General features: G+C 52.8%; 24 protein-coding genes and 1 pseudogene. 17 read left to right on the top strand and 8 right to left on the bottom strand.

Annotated elements, in window-relative coordinates; genetic code table 11:
• The first annotated feature begins 140 nt into the window (after positions 1-140).
• Together ACF8O8_RS08740 and ACF8O8_RS08735 are read left to right on the top strand one after the other, a co-directional pair.
• Entirely contained in the window at positions 141-443 is a 303-nt protein-coding gene (locus ACF8O8_RS08740) for a nucleotidyltransferase family protein (RefSeq protein ID WP_392509538.1), read from the top strand.
• A gap of 593 nt (positions 444-1,036) precedes the next feature.
• A pseudogene (locus ACF8O8_RS08735) lies at positions 1,037-1,165 on the top strand (alpha/beta hydrolase); the annotation flags it as partial.
• Positions 1,166-1,367: 202 nt separating this feature from the next.
• Here the strand turns inward: ACF8O8_RS08735 and ACF8O8_RS08730 are convergent.
• Entirely contained in the window at positions 1,368-1,844 is a 477-nt protein-coding gene (locus ACF8O8_RS08730) for a GNAT family N-acetyltransferase (protein ID WP_392509537.1), read from the bottom strand.
• 223 nt (positions 1,845-2,067) lie between these two features.
• Between ACF8O8_RS08730 and ACF8O8_RS08725 the strand changes: the two genes are divergently transcribed.
• A complete protein-coding gene (locus tag ACF8O8_RS08725; RefSeq protein ID WP_392509536.1) occupies positions 2,068-2,436 on the top strand; it encodes a histone-like nucleoid-structuring protein, MvaT/MvaU family in 369 nt (122 codons plus the stop codon).
• Positions 2,437-2,583: 147 nt separating this feature from the next.
• Positions 2,584-3,399, top strand: a complete 816-nt coding sequence (locus ACF8O8_RS08720; RefSeq protein ID WP_392509535.1) for a hypothetical protein — start codon at positions 2,584-2,586, stop codon at positions 3,397-3,399.
• Between the two features lie 51 nt (positions 3,400-3,450).
• Here the strand turns inward: ACF8O8_RS08720 and ACF8O8_RS08715 are convergent, their stop codons facing one another.
• Together ACF8O8_RS08715 and ACF8O8_RS08710 are read right to left on the bottom strand one after the other, a co-directional pair.
• Positions 3,451-4,674 (bottom strand): three-Cys-motif partner protein TcmP, encoded by a 1,224-nt coding sequence (locus tag ACF8O8_RS08715; RefSeq protein WP_392509534.1) that lies wholly within the window; start codon positions 4,672-4,674, stop codon positions 3,451-3,453.
• A 28-nt stretch (positions 4,675-4,702) separates the two neighbouring features.
• Positions 4,703-5,488, bottom strand: coding sequence for a phage Gp37/Gp68 family protein (locus ACF8O8_RS08710; RefSeq protein ID WP_392509533.1), 786 nt, complete (start codon positions 5,486-5,488; stop codon positions 4,703-4,705).
• Positions 5,489-6,080: 592 nt separating this feature from the next.
• Here ACF8O8_RS08710 and ACF8O8_RS08705 point away from each other — a divergent pair.
• The gene (locus ACF8O8_RS08705; RefSeq protein WP_392509532.1) at positions 6,081-6,383 is read left to right on the top strand and encodes a nucleotidyltransferase family protein; all 303 of its coding nucleotides are present in this window, start codon (positions 6,081-6,083) and stop codon (positions 6,381-6,383) included.
• Positions 6,384-6,414: 31 nt separating this feature from the next.
• Here ACF8O8_RS08705 and ACF8O8_RS08700 read toward each other — a convergent pair whose 3' ends face one another.
• Positions 6,415-6,864 carry a hypothetical protein gene (locus ACF8O8_RS08700; RefSeq protein WP_392509531.1) on the bottom strand — a complete coding sequence of 150 codons (450 nt, stop codon included), beginning with the start codon at positions 6,862-6,864 and terminating at the stop codon, positions 6,415-6,417.
• 18 nt (positions 6,865-6,882) lie between these two features.
• Between ACF8O8_RS08700 and ACF8O8_RS08695 the strand changes: the two genes are divergently transcribed.
• The 5 genes from ACF8O8_RS08695 (at position 6,883) to ACF8O8_RS08675 (ending at position 10,200) form a co-directional block, all read left to right on the top strand.
• Positions 6,883-7,248, top strand: coding sequence for a hypothetical protein (locus ACF8O8_RS08695; protein WP_392509530.1), 366 nt, complete (start codon positions 6,883-6,885; stop codon positions 7,246-7,248).
• An 81-nt stretch (positions 7,249-7,329) separates the two neighbouring features.
• Positions 7,330-8,031, top strand: coding sequence for a hypothetical protein (locus ACF8O8_RS08690; protein ID WP_392509529.1), 702 nt, complete (start codon positions 7,330-7,332; stop codon positions 8,029-8,031).
• Positions 8,032-8,040: 9 nt separating this feature from the next.
• A complete protein-coding gene (locus ACF8O8_RS08685; protein ID WP_392509528.1) occupies positions 8,041-8,484 on the top strand; it encodes a DUF488 family protein in 444 nt (147 codons plus the stop codon).
• Entirely contained in the window at positions 8,481-9,074 is a 594-nt protein-coding gene (locus tag ACF8O8_RS08680) for a DUF4326 domain-containing protein (protein ID WP_392509527.1), read from the top strand. Before ACF8O8_RS08685 ends, ACF8O8_RS08680 begins: the two co-directional genes overlap by 4 nt.
• Positions 9,075-9,147: 73 nt before the next feature.
• Positions 9,148-10,200 (top strand): hypothetical protein, encoded by a 1,053-nt coding sequence (locus ACF8O8_RS08675; RefSeq protein ID WP_392509526.1) that lies wholly within the window; start codon positions 9,148-9,150, stop codon positions 10,198-10,200.
• Positions 10,201-10,347: 147 nt separating this feature from the next.
• Here the strand turns inward: ACF8O8_RS08675 and ACF8O8_RS08670 are convergent, their stop codons facing one another.
• Both ACF8O8_RS08670 and ACF8O8_RS08665 read right to left on the bottom strand, forming a co-directional pair.
• Positions 10,348-11,217, bottom strand: a complete 870-nt coding sequence (locus tag ACF8O8_RS08670; protein ID WP_392509525.1) for an ImmA/IrrE family metallo-endopeptidase — start codon at positions 11,215-11,217, stop codon at positions 10,348-10,350.
• A gap of 14 nt (positions 11,218-11,231) precedes the next feature.
• Positions 11,232-11,603, bottom strand: coding sequence for a helix-turn-helix transcriptional regulator (locus ACF8O8_RS08665; RefSeq protein ID WP_253152464.1), 372 nt, complete (start codon positions 11,601-11,603; stop codon positions 11,232-11,234).
• A 212-nt stretch (positions 11,604-11,815) separates the two neighbouring features.
• On the opposite strand from ACF8O8_RS08665, the gene ACF8O8_RS08660 reads away from it, so the two are divergent.
• The 5 genes from ACF8O8_RS08660 (at position 11,816) to ACF8O8_RS08640 (ending at position 17,218) form a co-directional block, all read left to right on the top strand.
• A complete protein-coding gene (locus ACF8O8_RS08660; RefSeq protein ID WP_046614942.1) occupies positions 11,816-12,565 on the top strand; it encodes a multiubiquitin domain-containing protein in 750 nt (249 codons plus the stop codon).
• Positions 12,540-13,727 carry a ThiF family adenylyltransferase gene (locus tag ACF8O8_RS08655; protein WP_392509524.1) on the top strand — a complete coding sequence of 396 codons (1,188 nt, stop codon included), beginning with the start codon at positions 12,540-12,542 and terminating at the stop codon, positions 13,725-13,727. The genes ACF8O8_RS08660 and ACF8O8_RS08655 overlap by 26 nt, the downstream gene beginning before the upstream one ends.
• A complete protein-coding gene (locus ACF8O8_RS08650) occupies positions 13,724-14,164 on the top strand; it encodes a DUF6527 family protein (RefSeq protein ID WP_392509523.1) in 441 nt (146 codons plus the stop codon). The genes ACF8O8_RS08655 and ACF8O8_RS08650 overlap by 4 nt, the downstream gene beginning before the upstream one ends.
• A 575-nt stretch (positions 14,165-14,739) precedes the next feature.
• A complete protein-coding gene (locus ACF8O8_RS08645) occupies positions 14,740-14,907 on the top strand; it encodes a hypothetical protein (protein ID WP_392509522.1) in 168 nt (55 codons plus the stop codon).
• Between the two features lie 13 nt (positions 14,908-14,920).
• Positions 14,921-17,218, top strand: a complete 2,298-nt coding sequence (locus tag ACF8O8_RS08640; RefSeq protein WP_392509521.1) for a hypothetical protein — start codon at positions 14,921-14,923, stop codon at positions 17,216-17,218.
• Between the two features lie 70 nt (positions 17,219-17,288).
• On the opposite strand, the gene ACF8O8_RS08635 is transcribed toward ACF8O8_RS08640, so the two are convergent.
• Together ACF8O8_RS08635 and ACF8O8_RS08630 are read right to left on the bottom strand one after the other, a co-directional pair.
• Positions 17,289-17,906 (bottom strand): histidine phosphatase family protein, encoded by a 618-nt coding sequence (locus tag ACF8O8_RS08635; RefSeq protein ID WP_392509520.1) that lies wholly within the window; start codon positions 17,904-17,906, stop codon positions 17,289-17,291.
• A gap of 35 nt (positions 17,907-17,941) precedes the next feature.
• Positions 17,942-18,448 carry a DUF6650 family protein gene (locus ACF8O8_RS08630; RefSeq protein ID WP_392509519.1) on the bottom strand — a complete coding sequence of 169 codons (507 nt, stop codon included), beginning with the start codon at positions 18,446-18,448 and terminating at the stop codon, positions 17,942-17,944.
• A 535-nt stretch (positions 18,449-18,983) separates the two neighbouring features.
• On the opposite strand from ACF8O8_RS08630, the gene ACF8O8_RS08625 reads away from it, so the two are divergent.
• Both ACF8O8_RS08625 and ACF8O8_RS08620 read left to right on the top strand, forming a co-directional pair.
• A complete protein-coding gene (locus tag ACF8O8_RS08625; RefSeq protein ID WP_392509518.1) occupies positions 18,984-19,739 on the top strand; it encodes a hydroxypyruvate isomerase family protein in 756 nt (251 codons plus the stop codon).
• A gap of 44 nt (positions 19,740-19,783) precedes the next feature.
• Entirely contained in the window at positions 19,784-20,671 is an 888-nt protein-coding gene (locus ACF8O8_RS08620; RefSeq protein ID WP_046614948.1) for a LysR substrate-binding domain-containing protein, read from the top strand.
• Positions 20,672-20,782 lie beyond the last annotated feature (111 nt).

Below are 20,782 nucleotides of genomic sequence, written 5' to 3'. Positions count from 1 at the left end.
TGGGGCCCTACCAAAGCAGGCTTGGACACCTCGCATCGCTATACCGAGTCTAATGAAGCGCTTGAGCTCCGGAAAGGCGGGCACCAAAATGCTGATTCGCTGGGGGTATCGATGAGCGCCTGTGGCTCAAGGAGAAAGGCATGAGGCCCACTGACGCGATACGAGGAAAGGAAGCAGACATCCGGCGCCTGATCGAGACCTATGGCTTCGTTGAGCCCAAACTCTTCGGCTCTGTCGCTCGAGGCGATGATCACGAAGGGAGTGATCTCGATCTTCTCGCCACTATCCCTGCAGCAATGGCTGGCAAGATCTCCTTGTTCGACATCGCCGAGCTCGAAGATGAGCTTCAAGCTCTGCTAGGTGTGCCGGTGGACTTCCACGTTCACAACAACATGCCCGAGCACCTCAGGCAATCCATTGAGCGTGAGATGGTTACGCTGTAGCTGTGAACATGCTTGCGATGATCCTGGCTTCCAGCAGGGTATTGTGAGGCAGTTCTTCCTCATCGTTCGTCGTGGCCAGGGTCGTGGCATCAATGGGGAAAATCCTCACGTTCCGGGGCCGTTTCCCGTCGTTATAGGCAAGCTCGCAAAACAGCTCCCAGTCGTAGGCAGGGGAGTCTGTGACAACCTCGAGCTCTCCGTCGTCGGTTGCCAGGAACCGGAGGAGCGCCGCTCTGGCATCAAACGGCAGGGCGTACTCACCTCACAGCGCTTTGGCAGCACGATCTCCATCACGAACTCACTGCATGCTCGCCATGTATTGAGGAGTTCAACGTAGAATTTCTGGCCATCCACGGCGACCAACGCCATGGAGATGAGCTTGGCCTGCTGGCTTAGCTCAGTGAATTTGCACTCCAGAAAGAGTTTCATGCGGTCGAATATCCTCTATGCCTAGCAAACGCTTATACAGGCACCACCTGCCACAATGGCCGTACCCCCGTTGGGAGGTTGAACGCGGCGCTACCTGAAGCCGTCGCCTGGCTCTCGGCAGTTTTAGTGATAATGCAGCTAAGCCTAGGTAGAGCCGTGTGAGGCCGCCTACTGCCGTCCGCTTCAACGGCATGATCCACGACTACGGCCTACTCAACGTACTCGCCGAAGTTCCCACTGTCCGTGATGCGATGACTCAAGCCGCTCTGGCGATCAAGCTGCATCTGCAGTAGTCCAATCTAATCAAAATTGCTGGTTGGAGTTGAGCGATCACCAATCTTTGGAAAAGTCTCGATGTTCGAGCGCGGCGACACATCCAGGGCCTAAAGCAGGCGCAGATTGGTTGAGTCAATGAGAAGTTGGGCGGTACCGCGACAACTCTGTGCCACCCGTGAAGGGTGGCCTGGTCATAAGTAGGTTATGGCCTCTGGGCGGTCAAGCCGTCTGAGATACAAGGGACTCACGGAGAGTATCGACCGATGCTACCCAGTTTCGGCGGTTGTCGTAGGTTGTGAAGCCTAAGCGCTCTGCAAATGCCGATGCCTTGGCATTTGCACACTCAATGAATAGGTGCCGATAGCCAAGGGTGGGTGCCAGTTCTACCAGGCGTTCAACTAGGGCTCGGCCATGCCCAGCACGCTGATGTTCGAACATCAGCCGAGCGATCACCAATGTTTCCCTAGGGCAGTGAGCGTCAGGCCTTGCGAAGAGCCGAAAATAGAGATCAAACTGTTTACTCCGTGCAGAGCCTGTGGCGAATGATCTCCAGACCTTCTGCTGAACGTACCTAGGCTTGTAAGTGAACCGCTCGAGGATGAACTCTCTCAAGTGGGGCAGGAGATCCTCTGCTCTTGCTTGAGCAAATTCGAACCATTCATCATCACTGGCATTTGCAGTCGGGAAAATCAGCATCGTTTCGCTCCTGTTCTAGGGAAGAAGAGCGAAGTGTAGTTGGCAAACACTTGACTCACTCGAACTCGTGTCAGGATGGGGGTAGGGGAGGGGGCGAAAGCTGAGGGAGCACTCTCCAAACTGACATGTTTTTGTCGAGCCAAGGCTATCGTTTGGCAACAAAGTAGGTCTGGATGGTTTACGATGTCATCCTGTTTTCAACCAATCGTATTAAGGATTACCTATGTCTCGCCTTGCCGAATTCCGCCAACTTGAACAGCAACTAGCAGCCCAGCTGGCTGAGCTCGAAGCCCTCAAGGGTAGCTCTGAGCTCCAAAAAGAAATTGAGTTTGAGACCAAACTGCGCGACCTACTGGCCCAGTATGGCTATAGCCTTCGCGACATCATCAACATCCTCGATCCGCAGGCCAGCCGCCGCCTTGCGGCTCCCGCTGCTGTCGAAAAGGCTCCGCGCCGTGAGCGCCAGGTGAAGCTGTACAAGAACCCGCACAACGGTGAGATCATTGAAACCAAGGGTGGCAATCACAAGCTCCTGAAGGAATGGAAAGCTCAGTACGGTGGTGACGTGGTTGAGGGATGGCTCAGCCACTAATTAGTGCTGGTGTCACATATATAAAATTTAAATAGATCAAAGAGGCTGCCTCTGTCGAAAGTGGTAGCCTCTTTTTTCGGGGTTGATATGTGGGTAAAAATCAAATCCTTGATTGGCGACATCAAAAATCACAAGGTTACATCGGGTTTGATCCTGTTCCTAGGAGCGGGTGCAACTTCTCTCGTCTATCAGATTGCTGGAGACATTGTAGACGGACGTTGGTCGGCAGGCGGAGTTAAGCTTTACCTACACAGTGCACCACTTCAGCGCGGTGAGCCGATTTATTTGTTCTATGCGAGTCCGAGCCTGGCCAGTGGTGAGCGTCTAATAGTTCCTGTTGAGCTGAATGTTGGCAATGACTCCGATAAGGTTTCTGAAAAAGTTGTCTTGTCTATCAGATTCCCTAAGGAGTCTGATCGAAACCTAATTCCGAATGACATTCAGAGATATAACGGCCCAATTAGCCCTAAGGAAGTTACCCTAGAGGTTAATTCCGATAGTGAATTTGTTTACGCGAATCACAGGGCCTCGTACATGCCTCCCAGGGATTACATAAACTTTATTGATGGGGCGTTTTCTGTGCCTGTGGCTAGAGCAGGCCAAAGCTATCTGTCATTTCCATCCGGTATGGACATAAAGGCTACTCTTTCGAGTGTGACTAGCGCTAGTGAGGACTGGGAGTTGAGGTATCGGGCTGTTTCGGCAGAAAATACTAATCAGCTGCGAGATTGGGTAAGGTTCGATTATGGCCAGAGGTTAGCTAGAGAGTTTCGCGAGCGCGAAGGCTTCGTGAAATATCTTTGGGGGTGGGCACTCTCAAAGGAAGTTACGGTTTTTGGATTTTATCCTGATTACAGTTATGATCCAGTGAAGAAGGTGTACTTCCCCAGCAGTGACCCAAAAGAGTATATGATGTTTAGGTTTAGTCCCTACTCACGTGATTTGATTTTTAACGATGCCTGAGTGTGGGCTGTCCATGAACCAGTCATATAGGCTGGCTCGCTCTCTATGGTGTTATGAAAAGAAGAAGCTTCGCTGTCTTTTGAACTCAATGAAGTCTTTGGCAGTAATCTGGTTTCGCCTTTTTCCGCCGTTCAAGGTAATCACATCAAGCTCGCTGCTTCCTAGGATGGCCTTGTTGATGTCATCGCTGTGAGCAGGAGTATGGTTGTAGATTCTTTCGAAAAACTCTTGCACCAGCACTGGGCGGCCTGTGTCGCAGAGAAACTTTGGAATGTCCTCTGAAAGTTCACCTTTTGCCTGGTCTCTTGCTGATTCATTGAAGAGATACAGGTTTTGATTTTGCTCCTCACTAGGGTCGTAGGCCAGCATGTTCAAGCCAGCTCTACCGAAGTGAGCTTGAGTTTCACTGCTCTGGTGAAGTACGTCGTTGTATACCTGGCGAGCTCTGTGTTTATTTGCCAGGTGGAGCAACCAATAGCGCCAACCATTTGGGTTGTTTATTGAAAATGGGCTGACAAACCTAGCGCATTTTTTGAAATTTTCGAAGACCAGTCGTTCGGCTACGCCCAGCCATGAGTTCTTGGATTGCAGCTTTTCAAGAGCTTCAAAGTCCTGAACGCTTAACTTCAAATAAGCGAGCTGTGAGGCCAGGGTTTGAGGGTCATGCTGCTTCAAAAAGGCCGTTAAGGACGAAATCATGAATGTATAAAATACCTCAACAGAGTCATTGATGGCCATCATGTCTGTCAGGGTGTCTACTTGTACGTGGCTGTGCCCGCATTGGTCTAAGTTGAATATGATGTTTGTGAGTTTTTCAGCCTTTATCTGGGCCTTAATTGAGGGGTAAATGCTCTCAAAGAAATTGCTGAAATAATACGGTTTTATCGTCAGGAATCGATTGGAAATAGTGTGCTCAAGAAGAATAGGACTGAGGTGACCTTTTAAGATCTCTATTACGTTCTTGTCGGCATCGTTTAGGATGAGGCAGCACTCTATTTCAAGAAGCGGCAGGTTCTCACTCATCCTGTAAAGGTTAATGTCGAGGATGGCTCGACTCAGTTCCTCTACGAAAATTATAGGTGATCCGGCGGATCCACATTCATAGCGGCCAGCACCGCTAAACCCGTCGACGATAGCGAGGCGAAACCTCCTTACCATGGGTTTGCAGCGTGTCAGGACGTATTGGTAGAAATATTCGCGAAGAATCTGATGCTTTTTCCTTGAATGCTCGAGCAGGGTGGCTCCTTGTTCCCAAGCATAGCTCTTTCCGACCATGAAACGTCCTTATTAGGCTACGGTAGATCTACTGGGCCATGCCTACCAACTTGACAGGCATTTCGTCCCAGGTCTTGCCACGATATTCTCTACCGTTGGCTTTTTTCGAGCGGCGAACATTGTCTTTACCCCATGTTCCCCACTGCTTGAAGAAAAACGCGGTACCGCTTTCCAAGCACTGAGTGTAGATCTCGTCGATCCACCCCTCTTTAATCGGGCGCGCCTTGTTTCCACTCTCCCCACCGACGATAGCCCAGTCGATTTGCGAGAGATCGATAGGGCCAACGGGGCCAATCAGCGGCTCAAAGGAAATGAACCGAATCTGGGCAGGTGTTTCCTTCAAAAACTGGACTCGCTCAGCGGCGTCGGCATCTTCGACCGAGGTGCCCAGCCAGACGTTTGGCAGCACCTCAGTAATAACCTCGTTGAGGATTTGCCGCATCCGCTCAGGGCGTTTCGTCAGGATCTGATAGTTATGGTGAGGGGTCTCACGCATCACCTTCCAGACCGCGATGATGAACTCTTCGCTTACCTTCTCGTGGAACAGGTCGCTCATGGAGTTGACGAACACCTTCCTGGGCTTCTTCCAGCGATACGGGATGGCCAGGGAATCGTGGTCTTCGACGATTGAACCGTTCCAGACGATGCGTTTGTTCTTCTTGCGGGTGAGCCCAACGTACTTGGGGGTACCCATGGCCTCGAGGCGACGCGCCATCTCCATGGCATAGCAGTTTTTGCACCCAGCGCTGATGATGGAGCAGCCGGCCACTGGGTTCCAAGTAGAGTCCGTCCACTCGATTTGTGTTTCTGCCATATCCCTTCCTAGCTCCTCGTTTGCGTTCCTAACTGGCGCATTTCTGACCGAGCGAGCCGAATTCGGAGGCCATCATAATGAATTCCGACACCTATGGGCAGCCATCGGAGCGGCCTGGTGGCTCGTATCAGTCAGCACTGTACGAATAAACAGTATAGCGTGGTAAGCCCGCAGAAGAGGCCTTAGGTGCTCCAAAAACGTCGCTAAAGCGACATTATGTACAGATTTGAGACGTCATCAAAAAGCCACCATTGAAAGCTTTTTCAAAAAACGGAGCTCTATTTATTTGAAATCAAAAGAAAAGCTGTGGTGTCCCTGCCTCCTCGGTTCTTCTGATAGAAAATGGCCCTAGCGGCAACAGCTTTCGTCGTGGCCCAACCGATTTAAACTGCTGATTTGATTAAAATTTGAGCAGTTGACGTAGAGGTAGGGCACGGCTGGAGCCCTTGCTTGCATCATCGTCATTTGGGGCCGTAAGGCCCCGGCTAGCTTTTGGTGTCAAACAGGCATGTAAATAAACCTGTTTTTTTTGTGGGTATTTGATTGGGGATTGTCAATTGATGGACACGCATAAACGTACTGGGGCTCTTCAGTGAGGCCGTCAGACGCGCTTAAGGGCAAGCGGGATCAGGTCAGGCTAGTCGTCGAAAACTACGGCTTTGTCTCACCAAAGATCTTCGGATCGACAGCCCGAAATGAGGATCGTGAGGGAAGTGATCTGAATCTTCTTGCGACCATACCTGACGCGTTGGCAGGGAAGATTTCATTGTTCGATATCGCAGACCTTGAGGCCGAGCTGTTGGTGCTGCTCGGCGTTGCGGTCGATTTTAACATTGCTAACAACATGCCTGACCATCTGAGAGCGTTGGTCAGTGCTGAGGCAATTGATCTGTAGCGCCTAACCGACAAGGGCGGGGGCAGATCGATCACTCAGGAGCGACAAACATGCCGGCAATGATTCGAGCGTCCAAGAGGGCATGATGGGGTAGAGGTGCTCCATCGTTGCAAGCGTCCAGAGTCGTAGCGTCAGTGGGCCTGTTCAGCACGTTGCTCGGCCAGCGTCCGTCAACATAAGCAAGCTCGCAGAAAAGCTCCCAATCAAATTGCGGGGCGTCGGTCACTATCTCCAGCGTTTCAGAGAAACCTTTGAGAAAGGCCAAAAGGGCGTCACGCGCCGCCAGAATGGGCATCGCATAACTCCCATGCCAGAGCTGTGGGAGCACAATCCCGATCACGAAATCGCTACAGTCTTGCTTGTCCCACGTGTCCTTCAATTCCACGTAGAATTCGCGACCGTTTTCAGCGACCAAGGCGAGCGAAATCAATTTTGCTTCCGACGACAGCTGAGTGAATTCGCAATCCAGGTAGAGCTTCAAGACAATGACCCCTTTCGTATGAGTGGCAACCGCATCGACATTTCACAGGAAGCGCCCCTATGGAGAGCGGCTCTGGATCATTTCGGCCATGCAGGGCTGTACCAGATCGTCATCGAACTGTGGCAAGGAGCCGGGCCTCCCGCAAGGCTAACAGTCGAATTCCTGGACGAGTCTGAGGTAGGCCCAGTGGTGATTAATTTACTGAAAATTGCCCTGGTGGAAGTGGGCGGTGTCGTACCTTTCAGAGAGGACTCATCAAACCGGGTGACGCTCTACAGCAGGCACGCTCAGCACCTGGTTGATGGCCTGCTGGAGAGGATGCCTGCCACCATGCTTACGAGGCAAATGCGGGTGGCTCGCGTGTCCAATGATATGGGCGTCTGAGGCGTGGTTCGGACAAGCGAAGCGGCGATGAACGGTCATTGCTAGGCGACGGAGATACGATCAGGATGGCGCACTGCCATCATGAAAGGGATTTTCGTTATGCCACCGTATCAACATCAGTTCGTGTGTTTGGCCAGTTCTAAAAAGCCAGGTGGCCGGTGTGTGGCCGGAAAAATTTGGGGTGGGCCTAACCACGGCGCTTGGATACGCCCAGTCAGCAATCGTCAGAATGACTCAATCTCGGATCCCGAGCGCACCTACGCTGATGGCCAGCTATTACGGAATCTGGATATTACTGCCGTCACTTTTTCCAGCCTTCAGAATCACCAGTATCAGATTGAGAACCACGTCATTTGCCATCCGCCACTGTGGGCGTCAGCTAGTCGCTTGGGTCTAGATGGTCTCGCACAGCTCGTCGATACTCCCCAGCAGCTCTGGGAGCCGAATTTCCATAGCACTGGTGGAGTTAACGACCGAGTGCCTCCTGACCTTCTGAATGCTCAGCGACCGACGCTCTACCTGATTCGTCCAGAGAGCGCCTCTGTCAGGGTATTGGCGGAGGGAGCTGATTTCGACGATCCTAGGCTTAAGGTTCGGGCCACGTTCAGGTATAACCAGCGGCAGTACGCCCTGAAGATTACCGATATCCAGGCGGAGCAAGATTATCTGCGTCGCGGCGCCGGAACCTATCCACTCCCGGAAAACACCTACTTCACGGTCAGCTTGGGAGATCTCGATCCGAGAACCGGCTACGCCTACAAGCTTGTCGCTGCCATATTCTGACGGATGCTCATGAAAATTTTGACGATAGGCTTTACCGAGAAAAAGGCCGAACGATTCTTTTCTCTCATCAAGCTCTCAGGTACCAAGCGGGTCGTGGACGTCCGGCTGAACAACATCTCCCAGCTTTCCGGCTTTGCCAAGCGGGACGATCTCAAGTATTTCCTGACGGAAATCTGTGACGTCGACTACGTCCATCTGCCTGACCTGGCGCCTACCAAGGAGATCCTCTCGCCCTACCAGAAGAAGGACATCTCCTGGCAGCAGTACGAGGAGAAGTTCATGAACCTGATGGCGAAGCGCAACATCGAGAAGCATGTGCGCCGGGATCTCATGGAAGGTGGCTGCCTGCTCTGCAGTGAGCATCAACCTCATCAGTGCCATCGTCGGCTTGTTACCGAGTACCTGAAAGAGCATTGGAGCGACGAGTCCATCGACGTCAAGCATCTCGTATGAGTGATACCAAGACCATCCTCATCGCCTACCCGAAGGAATTCCTCTGCTACTCGAAGCTGCAGAGGAAGGTGCAGTTCTACACCAGCCAATCCCCTGAGATTCAGCTTATCGCCATGGCTGATCCCAACGGATATGTGAGCGCCTATGCGGAAGAGCAGGGCCTCCCTTTCGAGTTGGTGGATGACCATGCCGGCGCCGTCGAAAAAGCTACGCACGCGATTCTCTTCGAGGATCGCGAGTGCTTTGCTGAGTTGAGGTGTGCTTTGGGCCAGGCCACGATTCCGACCCGTGTAGTCCCGCTTCAGCTCACCCTGGTGGTGAACAAAGATCGAGGAGACATCTACGACGTCTACATCGGTCGAGGCACTATCTGGGGTAATCCCTACCAGATGGGCCAGGACGGTGATCGTGACGAGGTCATTCGCAAGTTCGCCTACGACTTCGGTCGTGGCTTCCTCAAGGCATCTGAAAACCTCGAGCACAACCTAGGCATCATCAGGGGTAAGGTCATCGCTTGCCATTGCAAGCCTGCTGCGTGCCACGGGGATGTGCTGGCAGCCCATCTCAATTCCCAAGATGACGGCCTCTGATAGTTGCCAACGCAATCTGTAAAGAATGGCTTAAATATAAATAGTTTCAATTGCGTCTCAAGGATGTTAATTAATGACAAGGCGTGGCAGTTCCGATTTGGTTTTTACGGCTGGGGACTCAATCACAAAGTTTGCTTTAGATTTGATTCCGGGTGCGAGTGCGTCTAAGGCTTTGTATGAGCTAATAAAGGCTGCATCTGACAATATTGGGAAATACCAAGAGGAACGTAACGAAAAAAGAGTTAAGAAATTTCATGAGGGTTTGCTGAATGGTGAGCCGACTCTGATAGGGGATTTTCTAGATGTCGATGATTATCATGCGCTGCTTAAAATATGCTTGAGTGATATTGAGGGTGGCAAATCAAAAGTCTACGGGCAATTTGCCAGGTCTATAGCGGCTGGAAAGGTAAATAAAAAATATAAAAAATACCTTATCGTTACTCTTAGTCAGCTTACTAATCAGCAATTAGATAAGCTTCGGCGTGGTTGGATTGCCACCAATTACACCTTGGTTACCCCTGATTACAGAGGAAGTATTGCCCCCAAAAATATCTTGCTGGGTGATGAAGCAGAAATCATGGATGAGATGGATCATGAGTCGCTCTCCGTGAAGAAGCTAGTAAAAAATGGGGCTCTGTCTAAGCTCGGCAATGAATTGGTGCAAGGGTGTTTCAAACGGTCTCAGCTCCTGCCTGAAGCGATAAAAGAAACTTCATGGGCTGGAGGTGCTTTAGATGTCATAACGGCGGAAACTAGGCATCACTCAACAATTGAGTATCTTGACACGCTTTTAAGCCTGCTTCACTCCGGCTTGGTGAAGGCTAATTTGTATTCGCCTGCAAATGAATTTGATCAATCAGATCTTTTGGAGGTGCTGCCCTTCTGTGTTGTGTTGATTCGAGACCACAGTCTGTTCAAGGAAAGTGCGGATGAGATAAGGGCGATGGCCAATGGACGCCCTACGATTCTGGCGTTTATAGGTAAAAAAGATGAAAAAATTGTCAAACTTTTTAATGTCTGCGATTTGCTTGAATGTGATGACAGGGATCTCCAGTCGCAGTCAGATATGAAGAACAAAATTTCAATCGCTGTCCGTCGGAAAATTACGTTTGCTAAGGCTCCTTAGTTTATCGGTAGGAAGAGTGTCGTGGGTGGAGCTCAATTTTAAAAAGAGGTGGATTGGTGGGAAGTGCTCTCGGCATGTGCCAGACTCTTTGTAAGATTGGTGTTGAGGAATGGCTAAGTAATCGAAAGGTCTAACAGCTTATTCGGGCTACCGATACTTCGACCACCCAGGCCGGCCATCGAGCTCTTCCAGAAGATCATCGTCATCATGTCTCGCTCGATGGCTGCTAGACACAGGGCGAGGATCCATTTCTTCGAAGTTCAGGATTGACTGGGTCTGCCTGGTGGGGGCGTGGTACGTGGCTTGTTCGTAGCAGGCGAACCGCCGAGCATCGTCACTGGTGCTCCAGTCCGTTCCCTCAATGTCTACCTCATGTAGGCCACTGATGCCGGCCTTATGCGCTTTGGCAGCAGCGGAATTTTGAGGAAGCGGGATGCCTTTAGTGATCCACACCCTGGCATCGCGCAGGGCCTTCGAACAAATTGAATACTTCACTACACCGTCTTCAGCTACCACAAATGCCAAGTGGCCCTCAGAGGCTTGTGCGAACTTGGATGCTACACACGAGCGGGATGCCTGAAAGTGCTCTGCTAGTTCGGAGAGGTGCTCCAGAGTGAAGTCCTTATCCTCTGCGAGCGGCTGGATCATCGCCCAGGGAACCAGGCACTCAGCTGCAAAGGTATCGCATGCAATCTCCTCGTGAGGGCGCCCTGTGAAGCGTTCAAGCTCATCGGAGGGCACCTTCTCACCGTGCAAGGAGGGCAATTCTAGAACGTGGTGTGCGATCTCATGGAGGATGGTAAAGCGCTGCCGAACCGGGCTGTCCTTTTCGTTGACCCAGATGTGCTTCTGCCCACGCCTTTCAAAGGTGCTACCTGCTTCACCCTCGGGGAGTTCTACACGCGAAACCTTGAAGCCTAGGTGAAGGGCAATCGCCTCAACATCAACTGGCGCTGAATTGATGCCTGCATCCTTCAACAGTTTCCGAGCTCTTGAGATCACAACGTTTTCGTCCATGAAGCTCCTCGCTGTCACATTTGCTGAATGAGTTGGATCCGCTTGAGCCAGGCCTCTTCGGTGTTCGGACGTTCACCTCTGAAGCTCATCGTCGCTACGTCTTCAAAATCTTCCCATGGGATGTCCATCCGAGAGACCATCAGGTGGTACAGGGAATCCTCAACTGCTACCGACTTGGCCAGCAGCTTGAAAACCTCACCTTCACGGTCATCCAGCTCGAGCGCATGGCTCAAGCGTATGACAACGTCCTCTGACGGGGCTGCTCGATCTCCTTTCTCCAATCTCCAGATGTACGCGTGATCCAGGTCGCCAGCACGTTTCTCCAAGTCACGGAAACTCAGCTCTTTTCGTTCACGCATGGTTGCGATGAACCCGGCCAAATCCATTTTTTTCTCCAACCTATTGCATTGCCCAAACGGGCGGGAGTAGTCTGTTGCCTAGCTAGACAACAGCTCGCTGTTCATGATCCATGATAAGCGGCTTTTTTTTGAAGTCCACTGTTGTCTGGCTGGACAACGACCATTAGGTCGTTTTTTAAGGACGGTGGTGTTGTCTGCGTAGACAACAGCTCATTTGGTTCAGATACGAGGATTCACCCATGAGTCAATTGAACGATTTTGAGGTTGAGGACGTGGCTGCCGCCGTCTTGGCAGGCCGCGAGGTGCGTGATCATGGCCCATACAAAATCCAGCTCGGCAACGATGCGCTGGAGTACCGGCCATTGGTGATCGCTGATCCTGTTCCGACCGGGCAGCAGGTATTGGAGGCTGCTGAACTCCGCCCGGTTGACGAGTACCTGCTGTTCCAGCTTCTCACCAATGGCCATTTGGAGCTGCTCAGCCCTAGTGAAACCACTGACCTGCGCCAGGCAGGTGTCGAGAAGTTCCTGGCATTCAAAAGTGACCGCACCTTCCGTTTCTTCATCGATGGTCAGGCGCAGGACTGGGGGGCTCAACGCATCTCTGGTCGCACCTTGAAGAAGCTGGCCGGCGTAGATGCTCAGAAGTACGACATCTTCCTGGTCATCCCGGGGGATGACGATGAGCTGATCGAAGATCGCGATCTGTTCGACTTGGCCCGCCCTGGTGTCGAGAAATTCGCTTCGGTGGAGATCAACATCAAGGTCTTCGTAAACACGCAGCCGGTGTTCGTCCACTCGCGCAACCTCACTTACTGGGAAGTAGTGCGGCTGGCCTACCCAGAAGCTGTGCCAGACCCGAACGCCCACTTCACCGTTACCTTTGCGAAGGGCCACGAAGGCAACTCGGCGACCAACCTGGTCGATGGGCAACACGTCCGTATCAAGAAGGGGATGCACTTCAATGTCACACCAACTGATAAGTCGTAGTCCTCACCTCCTGCGCTTGCGCAATGAAGGGTACAACCTGGACACCAAGGACGGTTACCTCTTGGTTCGGGACGTGCCCTACGTAAACGCTCAGCGCCAGGTGTGCAAAGGCGTGCTGGTCATGGCGCTCAATCTGACCGCTGATGTGGCGGTCAGTCCGAGCGACCATACGGCACACTTCATCGGTGACCTCCCTTGCGATTCGCAAGGGCGTCCCCTCGAGCAAATCATCAACAACAGCAATCCGAATCAACTGCTGTCTGATTTGCTCGTGAACCACTACTTTTCGGCCAAACCCAAGGCTGGCAACTATGCCGATTACTACGAAAAGGTCTCGATCTACGTTTCGATTCTGAGTGGCCAGGCTCAGGCCATTGATAAGGATGTCACTGCCAAGACCTTTGCCCCGTTCCGCTCGGATGTAGAGGAAACGGTCTTCGCCTACACCGATACGGCATCAGCACGCGCTGGTATCGGAGCGCCCACTGAGAGGTTCAAGGGATTGAAAGTGGCAGTGGTTGGGCTCGGCGGTACCGGTGCCTACATCCTGGATCAGGTCGCTAAAACGCCCGTTGCGGAGATCCATCTGTTCGATGGCGACGTACTCCAGCAGCACAACGCGTTTCGCTACCCTGGGGCTGTCTCCTTCATCGATCTGCAGCGGGGGATGAAGAAGGTCGACTACCTCAAGGAGAAGTATGGGGAGATGCACCGCAACATCACTGCCCACCCATGCATGATCGCTGCCGGCAATGTCGCTGAGCTGGGCGCCTTCGACTACGTGTTCCTGAGTGTCGATAACGCGACGGTGCGTGATTTGGTGGTGAAAGCGCTGCGTGGCACGAAAACCTCGCTGCTTGATGTCGGTATGGGTGTTCACCTTGTCGGCGACACGCAGCAGGTCTGGGGCATGTGCCGTGTGACGACCCTCACAGCAGAGCATTATGATCACGCCGATCGCACCATGCCGCTCACAGAGAACTCTGCAGAGGATGCCTATCGCTCGAACATTCAGATCGCTGACCTGAATGCACTCAACGCGGTACTGGCGGTTGGCACCTGGAAGCGCCTCTGTGGATTTTACGTCGATCAAGTCCAGGCCGACCACTTTACCTACTCGACCAACATCAACGAGATGGGCAACAGCGAGGAGCGCCCATGACCATCAAGAGTCTCACACCTCAGTTCGTTGAGAGCTTCCCACAGAAGCTGGAACCCGGTGAGCTGTACCTGGCAATGGAGTTCGCAACTGCAGCACACCTGTGTGCCTGCGGTTGCGGCAACAAGGTGATCACTCCATTCTCGCCAACCGACTGGCAGATGTCTTTCGATGGTGAAACGGTGTCGCTCAAGCCTTCCATTGGCAACTGGACGTTCAAGTGTCGCTCGCATTACTGGGTACGATCGGGCCGCATCGAGTGGGCCGGCAACATGTCCCAGGAAGCGATCAACGCAGGTCGCAAGCGCGATGCCGAAGCGAAAGCACGGCGGCAACCTTCCAGTCCAGTAGGCGATGTAGATCGTCTTTCGGCACCAACCCAGCAGCCGACTGAGCCTACGTCGCTGATCAGCAGGCTTAAGAGCTGGCTCGGCTTGTGATTCCCGAACGACGGGCGTCATATAAAGGAAGAGGGCCTAGGAGGAGAAATGGCCCTCAACCACCTCACAGCTACCTCGCATGCCCCGCCTAAATCATCAGTTCATCACTGGTACAGTCCAGTGAAATGGCCTTCTTCATGCACCAAAATGGTGCGCAAAAAATCATAAATTACACTTTAAGTGTATGATCGCCATATGCCATACTCGGCTTATCCAATGATTCTCGCCCTGCTAGGGCACCTCTGTGATGGAGGTTTTGGCGTTTGCAGCGCCGGCTAGTAGGGGAGAATTGTCACGATTTTGTTGGGAAGCAAAACTGTGACGGCGCTACCGTTTGGCGGATCCTGGGGCTGGTGGTTCGTGAACCTTGGAGCTTTGGCTCGGTCTGAACTACAGTCGTGATGCCGCTTGTCGGCTGACGACAGGTACTGCTTGTGAAGCTTGGCGAGCGGATTCGATAATCCGCGCCGCCGCCGCAAGCGCGTCGGTACCACGTTGCTAACCAGTGGAGTCAGTGGTCGCGCATTTGGATTCGTTGATGCACCGTGGAACCAATATTCTTAGAGGATGGAGCTATGACTCTGGAGCGTATGATCGAAGAGGCCCGTAACCGGAAGGGTTCTCATGAAGCCAGCCTGAAGGCGGCTCGTGATCGCATGGCCGAGACCAACAATCGTCTGGCACGTGAATTCGCTAATCAAGAAGTCACCGCGACACTGCTGGCCAAGACCTGCAGCCTCTAATAAATCTCTCTACATGAAAGCAGCCTTATGGGCTGCTTTTTTTTGCGCGATCATAATGACTCCATATCTCATCACCAGCTTCGAGGAAGCGACGCTGGCAGCTCTGATTCATGAGCCCTATGGCTACGATCATGCTGACATCTTCGACAAACCTCAGATCACGTACATTTATAACTATCTGAAGTCCTTCATGCCTCCGATTCCTGCGGGTAAGAAGACGGTAGGAAGTATTCTGCTTGAGCACGAGTACATCGACCGAGACTTCCTTGAGGATTACTCCCGCTTTTATCTGGGGCGCTTCGGTAACGATGGCTACAAGTGTGCTCGCCTTCACTTCTTCAGCTGCGATCTAACCCACAAGCGGCTTGATGCTCTCCTGGCGGGAGATGCGGGGGAGGTGTTGGCTGATGACGAGGATGAGAGCGCTGTTAAGACTGTGGAGCAACTGCAGTCCCACTACCTCGGCTTCATGGTGATCAAGCCGCTCACTCGGACATTCGTGGGAAAGACCTGCCTGCGTGTGAGTGGTGATCGAGGTGAGGGCAAGAAGAAAATCGACAAGCGCTATGATGTGAATCTGTTTGGCATCAAGCTTACGATCGATTCGATTGCTTTCCAGGAGCAGGACAAGGTTGTAGCTGCCTGCGCAACCACCGCCATTTGGACAGCGCTGCATAGCCTTCCAGGGCGTGGGGTGAAGGACATCAAGTCCTGCAGTGAGATCACCACCGCTGCGTTGAATTTTGTGGATGGCTCCAGTAACGGTTTCCCGAACAAAGAGCTGACCAACAAGCAAATTCAGCGAACGTTGGATGTCGAGGGACTGCGCTATCACAACACGAGCCTCGAACAATCAACCCGAGAGTCCTTCCGGGACTACCTCATTGCTCATATCGATAGCGATCTGCCTGTCATTTTGACGGGTACCGTATACGGCGTTGAGCCCAATGAGTCTGGAGAGTATGTCAAGGCAGGGCATGCAATCACTGCACTGGGCTACGACTTCCGAGACGGTAAGCAGTGGGTATACGTACATGACGACCGCCTAGGCCCTTACGCACGGGCAGAAATCGTGATGGTTGAAGACTATCTCGGAACCGCTACACCTGACGCTGCAAAAGGTCGCTGGGGCCTGGCGATGTCCATCCGTGAGGCTGATGCAACCACGTGGGTAAAGCCGCATGAGATCATCGTTCCGGATATCTCGATTATTCCGGCAGATAGGAAAACTCGCATCGATTTCAAGTTCGCTCACGGCACAGCGGAGCGGATCCGCGACCAGGTTGTTGGATACTTGGTGGATGAAATTTGCCCTATGCTCGGCATCGACGTGCCTTCGGTCGGTTACGAGATAAAACTGGCATCGATTGCTCAGGCCCGGGACGATGTTCGCCAGCATTGCACTCATCGAGAAATCGGCAACAAGCTGGGTACCTACACCCTCGATGAAGAGCGGATGATCCGCTGGAGGAAGGAGAAACTCGGCTTCTTGACTGGCAACCTAGCACGCCTCCAGTGGCAAATTGATGTCTACTGGGATTCAGAGCCTGCCTTCCGGGTGTTTTTGGATGCCACCGATATCCCACTGGGCAACGCGGTTTCAGGCATTTACATTCTTGACCCGATTTATGCAGATGCAATGTTGGCCGGATTCATCGGCCAGGAGAGCCAGGTCGCCGGTCTAGACGACCAACATTTTTTCCCCGCATTCACCAGGGCCGTCAAGCAGCGCCGAGACGACTACGAAAGCCACCTCAACAGCATGTACGGCACGCTGCGTGCGCCCAACCACATTAAGGAAAATGAGGTTGCGCGGAACGGGAAGGGCACCAATCCAACAGCGAAGAAATTCTGGGATCCACAGCAGATCCGTTTGGTAGAGGTTCACCAGGCCTATCAAAAAGTGGCTGATGCGGTGGTTAGCGACCCGGATTCAAAGAGCAAGCTGATCTGGGCCATTGGCAAGGATGGTGTGTTGTTCATCGCCGAAGACATTCCGGCGCCGGACGAGCTTGGTCACCCGAGTATGACTGGTATGCAGGCCGCTCGGATTGCGGGGGAAATAAAGCCTAAGATTGGCTACTGGGAGGTCAATTTCTTCTCGGGAAGATACAGTGGTGACTACGCCGATGTAGAGAGGACACAATTCCTTACCAACGCTCTGTACAAGATTCGTTCTCTCTTCCCGCGTGACACATTTGAGGCTTTCTACCCTGACGCACCTCCCTCCACGGGCCAACAGCCTGATGGGCCAGAAGCGCCAGTCAGTGGTAGCGATACTACGGAAGCCGCACCTGTGAACGCGGTATAGCCCCCATATACCCGACCGGAGATAGCTCACGGTCGGGTTCTTTCTTCAGGGCAGCTAGCTCAGCGATTGCCTATCGATCTAAGATCCAGAAATCATCCTTGTTCTCCTTTGAGATCCAGAACCCGCCACCGTTCGGCAGGTGATTCTCGATCTCGTAGTTACGCCAATCTGCCATCGCGGGGCTGTCCAGTGCCTGTGGCTTTTTCTCCAGCAACCAAGCGACGGTGTTCAAAAATTGCCCGTGTGAGAACACTACGGTTCCACTGGCCTGGTGCTGGGCAAGCCGCACAAGGAAGGCTTGAACTCGGGATATAAAGTCGATGAATGATTCTGAACCGACGCCGTCGCGGTAGGCGGGGTCTGACCTGAGCCAGTAAGCGTCAACCCACCTCTTGCGTTGAGCGACGGTAGTGTCAGCACAGCGAGCAGGCTCTAGGTAGGTAAACTCCTGGATCGGCCATATCTCTGTTGTGGTACTGGGAAAGATTGTTGCAGTTGCCTGGGCGGTGGCCTGCGCTCTCGCAAATGGTGATGTAACAATCAGGTCGGGGGCCACAGAAAATGATCCGGCGACCATCCACGCTTGATCCACGCCAAGCGAGGTGAGGGGGATGGTCGCATGATCGCGGCTTGCAAGTCCGGCATTGGCGGCGCTCTCGCCATGCCGAATTAGCCTGACTCGTTTCATCGAATTATGTCCGGATACCACTGTTGAAAGTGGAGTTATATAAATTGCTCTAGGTCGGACAGTTTAACATTGCTCGGCAGCCGCCATTCAAGTAGTAGGCACAACCGGGTGCCAGGATAAACTTTCACATTGCGGCACAGCGAGTAAATGCAGGAGGCCATCTCCCTATGCCAGTGGTGAAGTAGTGTTTCGTAGGAGTGGGATTTTTCATCTGACTCAAGTTCGCAGAGAAAGTGGTTGCACCTGCTTACAATGATATTCATGACGTTGTCAGCGCCTTTAGACAAGGCCATCGTTTGCATGGTTAACACTGTCTGATCTCGAACTTGAATCACAGACATGGAGAGCCAGTCCGGTCGAACGGGAGCACAATGACCATCGCGCCCTAGCTCGTCAACACCCAGTGATCTTTTGCTCTCGAAATACATGAGAAGCTTTTTGACTACCTCGGTCTCAGGGGTGGAGGGCTGCCATGAGATGCCAAAAAAAGATGTAGAAATTCCTGTGAGTTTAGAGACCACAGCATTCACCCGTTTTTTCACTATGCAGCTCCTTTTTGAAGACCTACGTCCATGCTTGAGATGCCTCAGTCAATCAGTTTTGTTCGCGTGCTGTCAATGCGCCACGATATGCTGATTTTTGACTGAAAACATAGCGTCTCGATTCGCATGCATCCCAGCTAGGGGATAGATCGCACAGGCTTTTGTCCCCTCTGGGGCGTTAGTGCCAGCAATCCAATGGATCATGCCGGTGAAGGTCGCAACAGCTCAGGTTTGCTCTTACATGGCGACGGAGTTCGTGGTCTTCAACCGACCCCTCGAAATCACCCCCCGAGGCATGCTGACCTAAACAGTCCTAGAGCAATTCGACCAGGATACCTCTCTGCTTATCATCAGCGTGCACCGTGCGGGCTGCGCTTGGCCATGCTGCGCGGCTACGGCGATTCGCAGGATTCGCACTTGGAGAATGACCTGTTCGTCACTTGATAATTCTCAGAGAGGTAGCGGCACTCTACGATGCCCTTACGCACGGTTGGTGCGGCAAGCAGAAAAACTCTTCAAGCGATGGAACGGCCTAATGCTCAAGTTTAACGCGCACCTGGGATTTCAATTCACCGAGCTTCCTTTCCTGGATCGCTTTTCCGCAGCTGCTGAAGCTGGCTTCGCAGCGGTAGAGTTTCCTAGCCCCTATGAATATGACGCCTCTGTTCTAGCCGACCTCTTGCAGGCCTCTGGGTTAGAGCTCATTCAGATCGCTTCCCCCTCTGGTGATTCAAAAGGGCTTGCAGCCGTTCCAGGAAAAGCGAAGGAATTCCGACATGGCCTTGAAAAGGCCGTGCAGTACGCAACAGCACTCGGATGCACCAACGTGCACCTGATGTCAGGCGTCACTGGGGATGGTCAGGCAAGCGCTGTCTTCAGGGAAAACTTGGATTATGGGGTTAACTACCTGCTCGATCGTGGCCTCGTTCCCTTGGTGGAGGTTATCAGCGTGCAAGCGGCGCCTGGTTACTTTTTCTCCGACTTCCACAAGGCGCAGGATGTGCTTGACCGCTTGCCAGGCCTTCGTCTCATCTTAGATCTCTACCATGCCCAGATCCTGACCCAGGATGCGATAGGGATACTTCGTGCCTATCATCATCGAATAGAACATGTGCAGATTGCCGACTGGCCGGGGCGGAACGAGCCAGGTTCAGGCAGCATGGATTTTTTGAGTCTGTTCAACATGTTGCAACAGCTTGGCTATAGCGGTTGGGTGGGCTGCGAGTACCATCCTTCTACTGTGACTACGGATACGCTTGGATGGATGAGCCAATTCAAAAGCGATCTGTAACCGCATTCGTGGAGCACCGATCGCTCCCTATCAGGACTTGAACATTGCGCTACGACCTTACCAGCCTCGACCTTTTCATAACTGTTGCCCAGGAGCGGAACCTGACTCGTGCGGGTCGCATCAAGCACGTGGCAGTCTCGGCGATCAGCAAAAGGATTACCGAGCTTGAGGCGGAGATAGGCTCGCCACTTTTGGTGCGAAATGCTCGGGGGGTGGAGCTCACTCCTGCAGGGCAATCCTTGCTGTATTACGCCAGGCAGCTCAAGCAAACCATGGCACAGCTCGACAGCGAATTGAGTGGGTATGCAAGTGGGGTAAAGGGGCATATTCGAATCCACGCCATCACGTCAGCCTTGTCCCAGTTTTTGCCCCAGGACGTTGATGGATTTGCCCAGCTCTACCCCCAGATCAAGTTTGACATTGAAGAGCGGGTAGGTTCAGCAGTGATTCGAGCTGTAGCTGATGGCCGAGCTGACCTTGGGATCATTGCTGCACAGACAGCTTCCGAGGGGCTCGAAACTCTGACGTATAGGCATGACGAGCTAACCCTAGTGGTTCCAAGCGGGCATGAACTGGCCACGCGTAAGGTAATCAAGTTCAAGGAAGTGCTCGAGCATGAGTTCGTGGGCCCTCACCTTGAAAGCTCAATGCATACCTTGCTGACAGGGGAGGCCGTAAAGCTTGGTATGAGCCTCAAACTGCGCATCAGGATCAGCAGCTTTGACTGCATGTGCAGGATGGTGTCTGCCGGATTGGGTATCGCTGTACTGCCTCGCAGTGTCATCAACCAGTACCTGCGTAGCCATAAGCTCAAGGCTGTGACACTGGATGAGCCGTGGGCGCACCGCACGCTTTTGCTGGTGTTCAGAAAGTACGAGGCAGCATCGCCTACGCTCAAGACCTTCATTGATCACCTGAAACTGCCAGAGTAGAGCGGCTGAGCAGCGTTCTCGTTTGGAGAACGCTGTTGTGGTGATTGACCAATTTTCATACCCGCAGACTGCTTTTAGTATCGGCTCAACCGCCAACGGCGTGGGTTCTGT

This window comes from Pseudomonas sp. TYF_14 (genome assembly GCF_043105275.1).
GTDB lineage: Bacteria > Pseudomonadota > Gammaproteobacteria > Pseudomonadales > Pseudomonadaceae > Aquipseudomonas > Aquipseudomonas alloputida.
This window is presented reverse-complemented; position numbering and strand designations above follow the sequence as displayed.

Excerpts from the sequence above, each read along its gene's own strand:
- ACF8O8_RS08740 (WP_392509538.1), top strand. The coding sequence starts at position 141 with ATGAGGCCCACTGACGCGATACGAGGAAAGGAAGCAGACATCCGGCGC.
- ACF8O8_RS08730 (WP_392509537.1), bottom strand. The coding sequence starts at position 1,844 with ATGCTGATTTTCCCGACTGCAAATGCCAGTGATGATGAATGGTTCGAA.
- ACF8O8_RS08725 (WP_392509536.1), top strand. The coding sequence starts at position 2,068 with ATGTCTCGCCTTGCCGAATTCCGCCAACTTGAACAGCAACTAGCAGCC.
- ACF8O8_RS08715 (WP_392509534.1), bottom strand. The coding sequence starts at position 4,674 with ATGGTCGGAAAGAGCTATGCTTGGGAACAAGGAGCCACCCTGCTCGAG.
- ACF8O8_RS08710 (WP_392509533.1), bottom strand. The coding sequence starts at position 5,488 with ATGGCAGAAACACAAATCGAGTGGACGGACTCTACTTGGAACCCAGTG.
- ACF8O8_RS08695 (WP_392509530.1), top strand. The coding sequence starts at position 6,883 with ATGAGTGGCAACCGCATCGACATTTCACAGGAAGCGCCCCTATGGAGA.
- ACF8O8_RS08690 (WP_392509529.1), top strand. The coding sequence starts at position 7,330 with ATGAAAGGGATTTTCGTTATGCCACCGTATCAACATCAGTTCGTGTGT.
- ACF8O8_RS08685 (WP_392509528.1), top strand. The coding sequence starts at position 8,041 with ATGAAAATTTTGACGATAGGCTTTACCGAGAAAAAGGCCGAACGATTC.
- ACF8O8_RS08680 (WP_392509527.1), top strand. The coding sequence starts at position 8,481 with ATGAGTGATACCAAGACCATCCTCATCGCCTACCCGAAGGAATTCCTC.
- ACF8O8_RS08675 (WP_392509526.1), top strand. The coding sequence starts at position 9,148 with ATGACAAGGCGTGGCAGTTCCGATTTGGTTTTTACGGCTGGGGACTCA.
- ACF8O8_RS08670 (WP_392509525.1), bottom strand. The coding sequence starts at position 11,217 with ATGGACGAAAACGTTGTGATCTCAAGAGCTCGGAAACTGTTGAAGGAT.
- ACF8O8_RS08665 (WP_253152464.1), bottom strand. The coding sequence starts at position 11,603 with ATGGATTTGGCCGGGTTCATCGCAACCATGCGTGAACGAAAAGAGCTG.
- ACF8O8_RS08660 (WP_046614942.1), top strand. The coding sequence starts at position 11,816 with ATGAGTCAATTGAACGATTTTGAGGTTGAGGACGTGGCTGCCGCCGTC.
- ACF8O8_RS08655 (WP_392509524.1), top strand. The coding sequence starts at position 12,540 with ATGTCACACCAACTGATAAGTCGTAGTCCTCACCTCCTGCGCTTGCGC.
- ACF8O8_RS08650 (WP_392509523.1), top strand. The coding sequence starts at position 13,724 with ATGACCATCAAGAGTCTCACACCTCAGTTCGTTGAGAGCTTCCCACAG.
- ACF8O8_RS08645 (WP_392509522.1), top strand. The coding sequence starts at position 14,740 with ATGACTCTGGAGCGTATGATCGAAGAGGCCCGTAACCGGAAGGGTTCT.
- ACF8O8_RS08640 (WP_392509521.1), top strand. The coding sequence starts at position 14,921 with ATGAAAGCAGCCTTATGGGCTGCTTTTTTTTGCGCGATCATAATGACT.
- ACF8O8_RS08635 (WP_392509520.1), bottom strand. The coding sequence starts at position 17,906 with ATGAAACGAGTCAGGCTAATTCGGCATGGCGAGAGCGCCGCCAATGCC.
- ACF8O8_RS08625 (WP_392509518.1), top strand. The coding sequence starts at position 18,984 with ATGCTCAAGTTTAACGCGCACCTGGGATTTCAATTCACCGAGCTTCCT.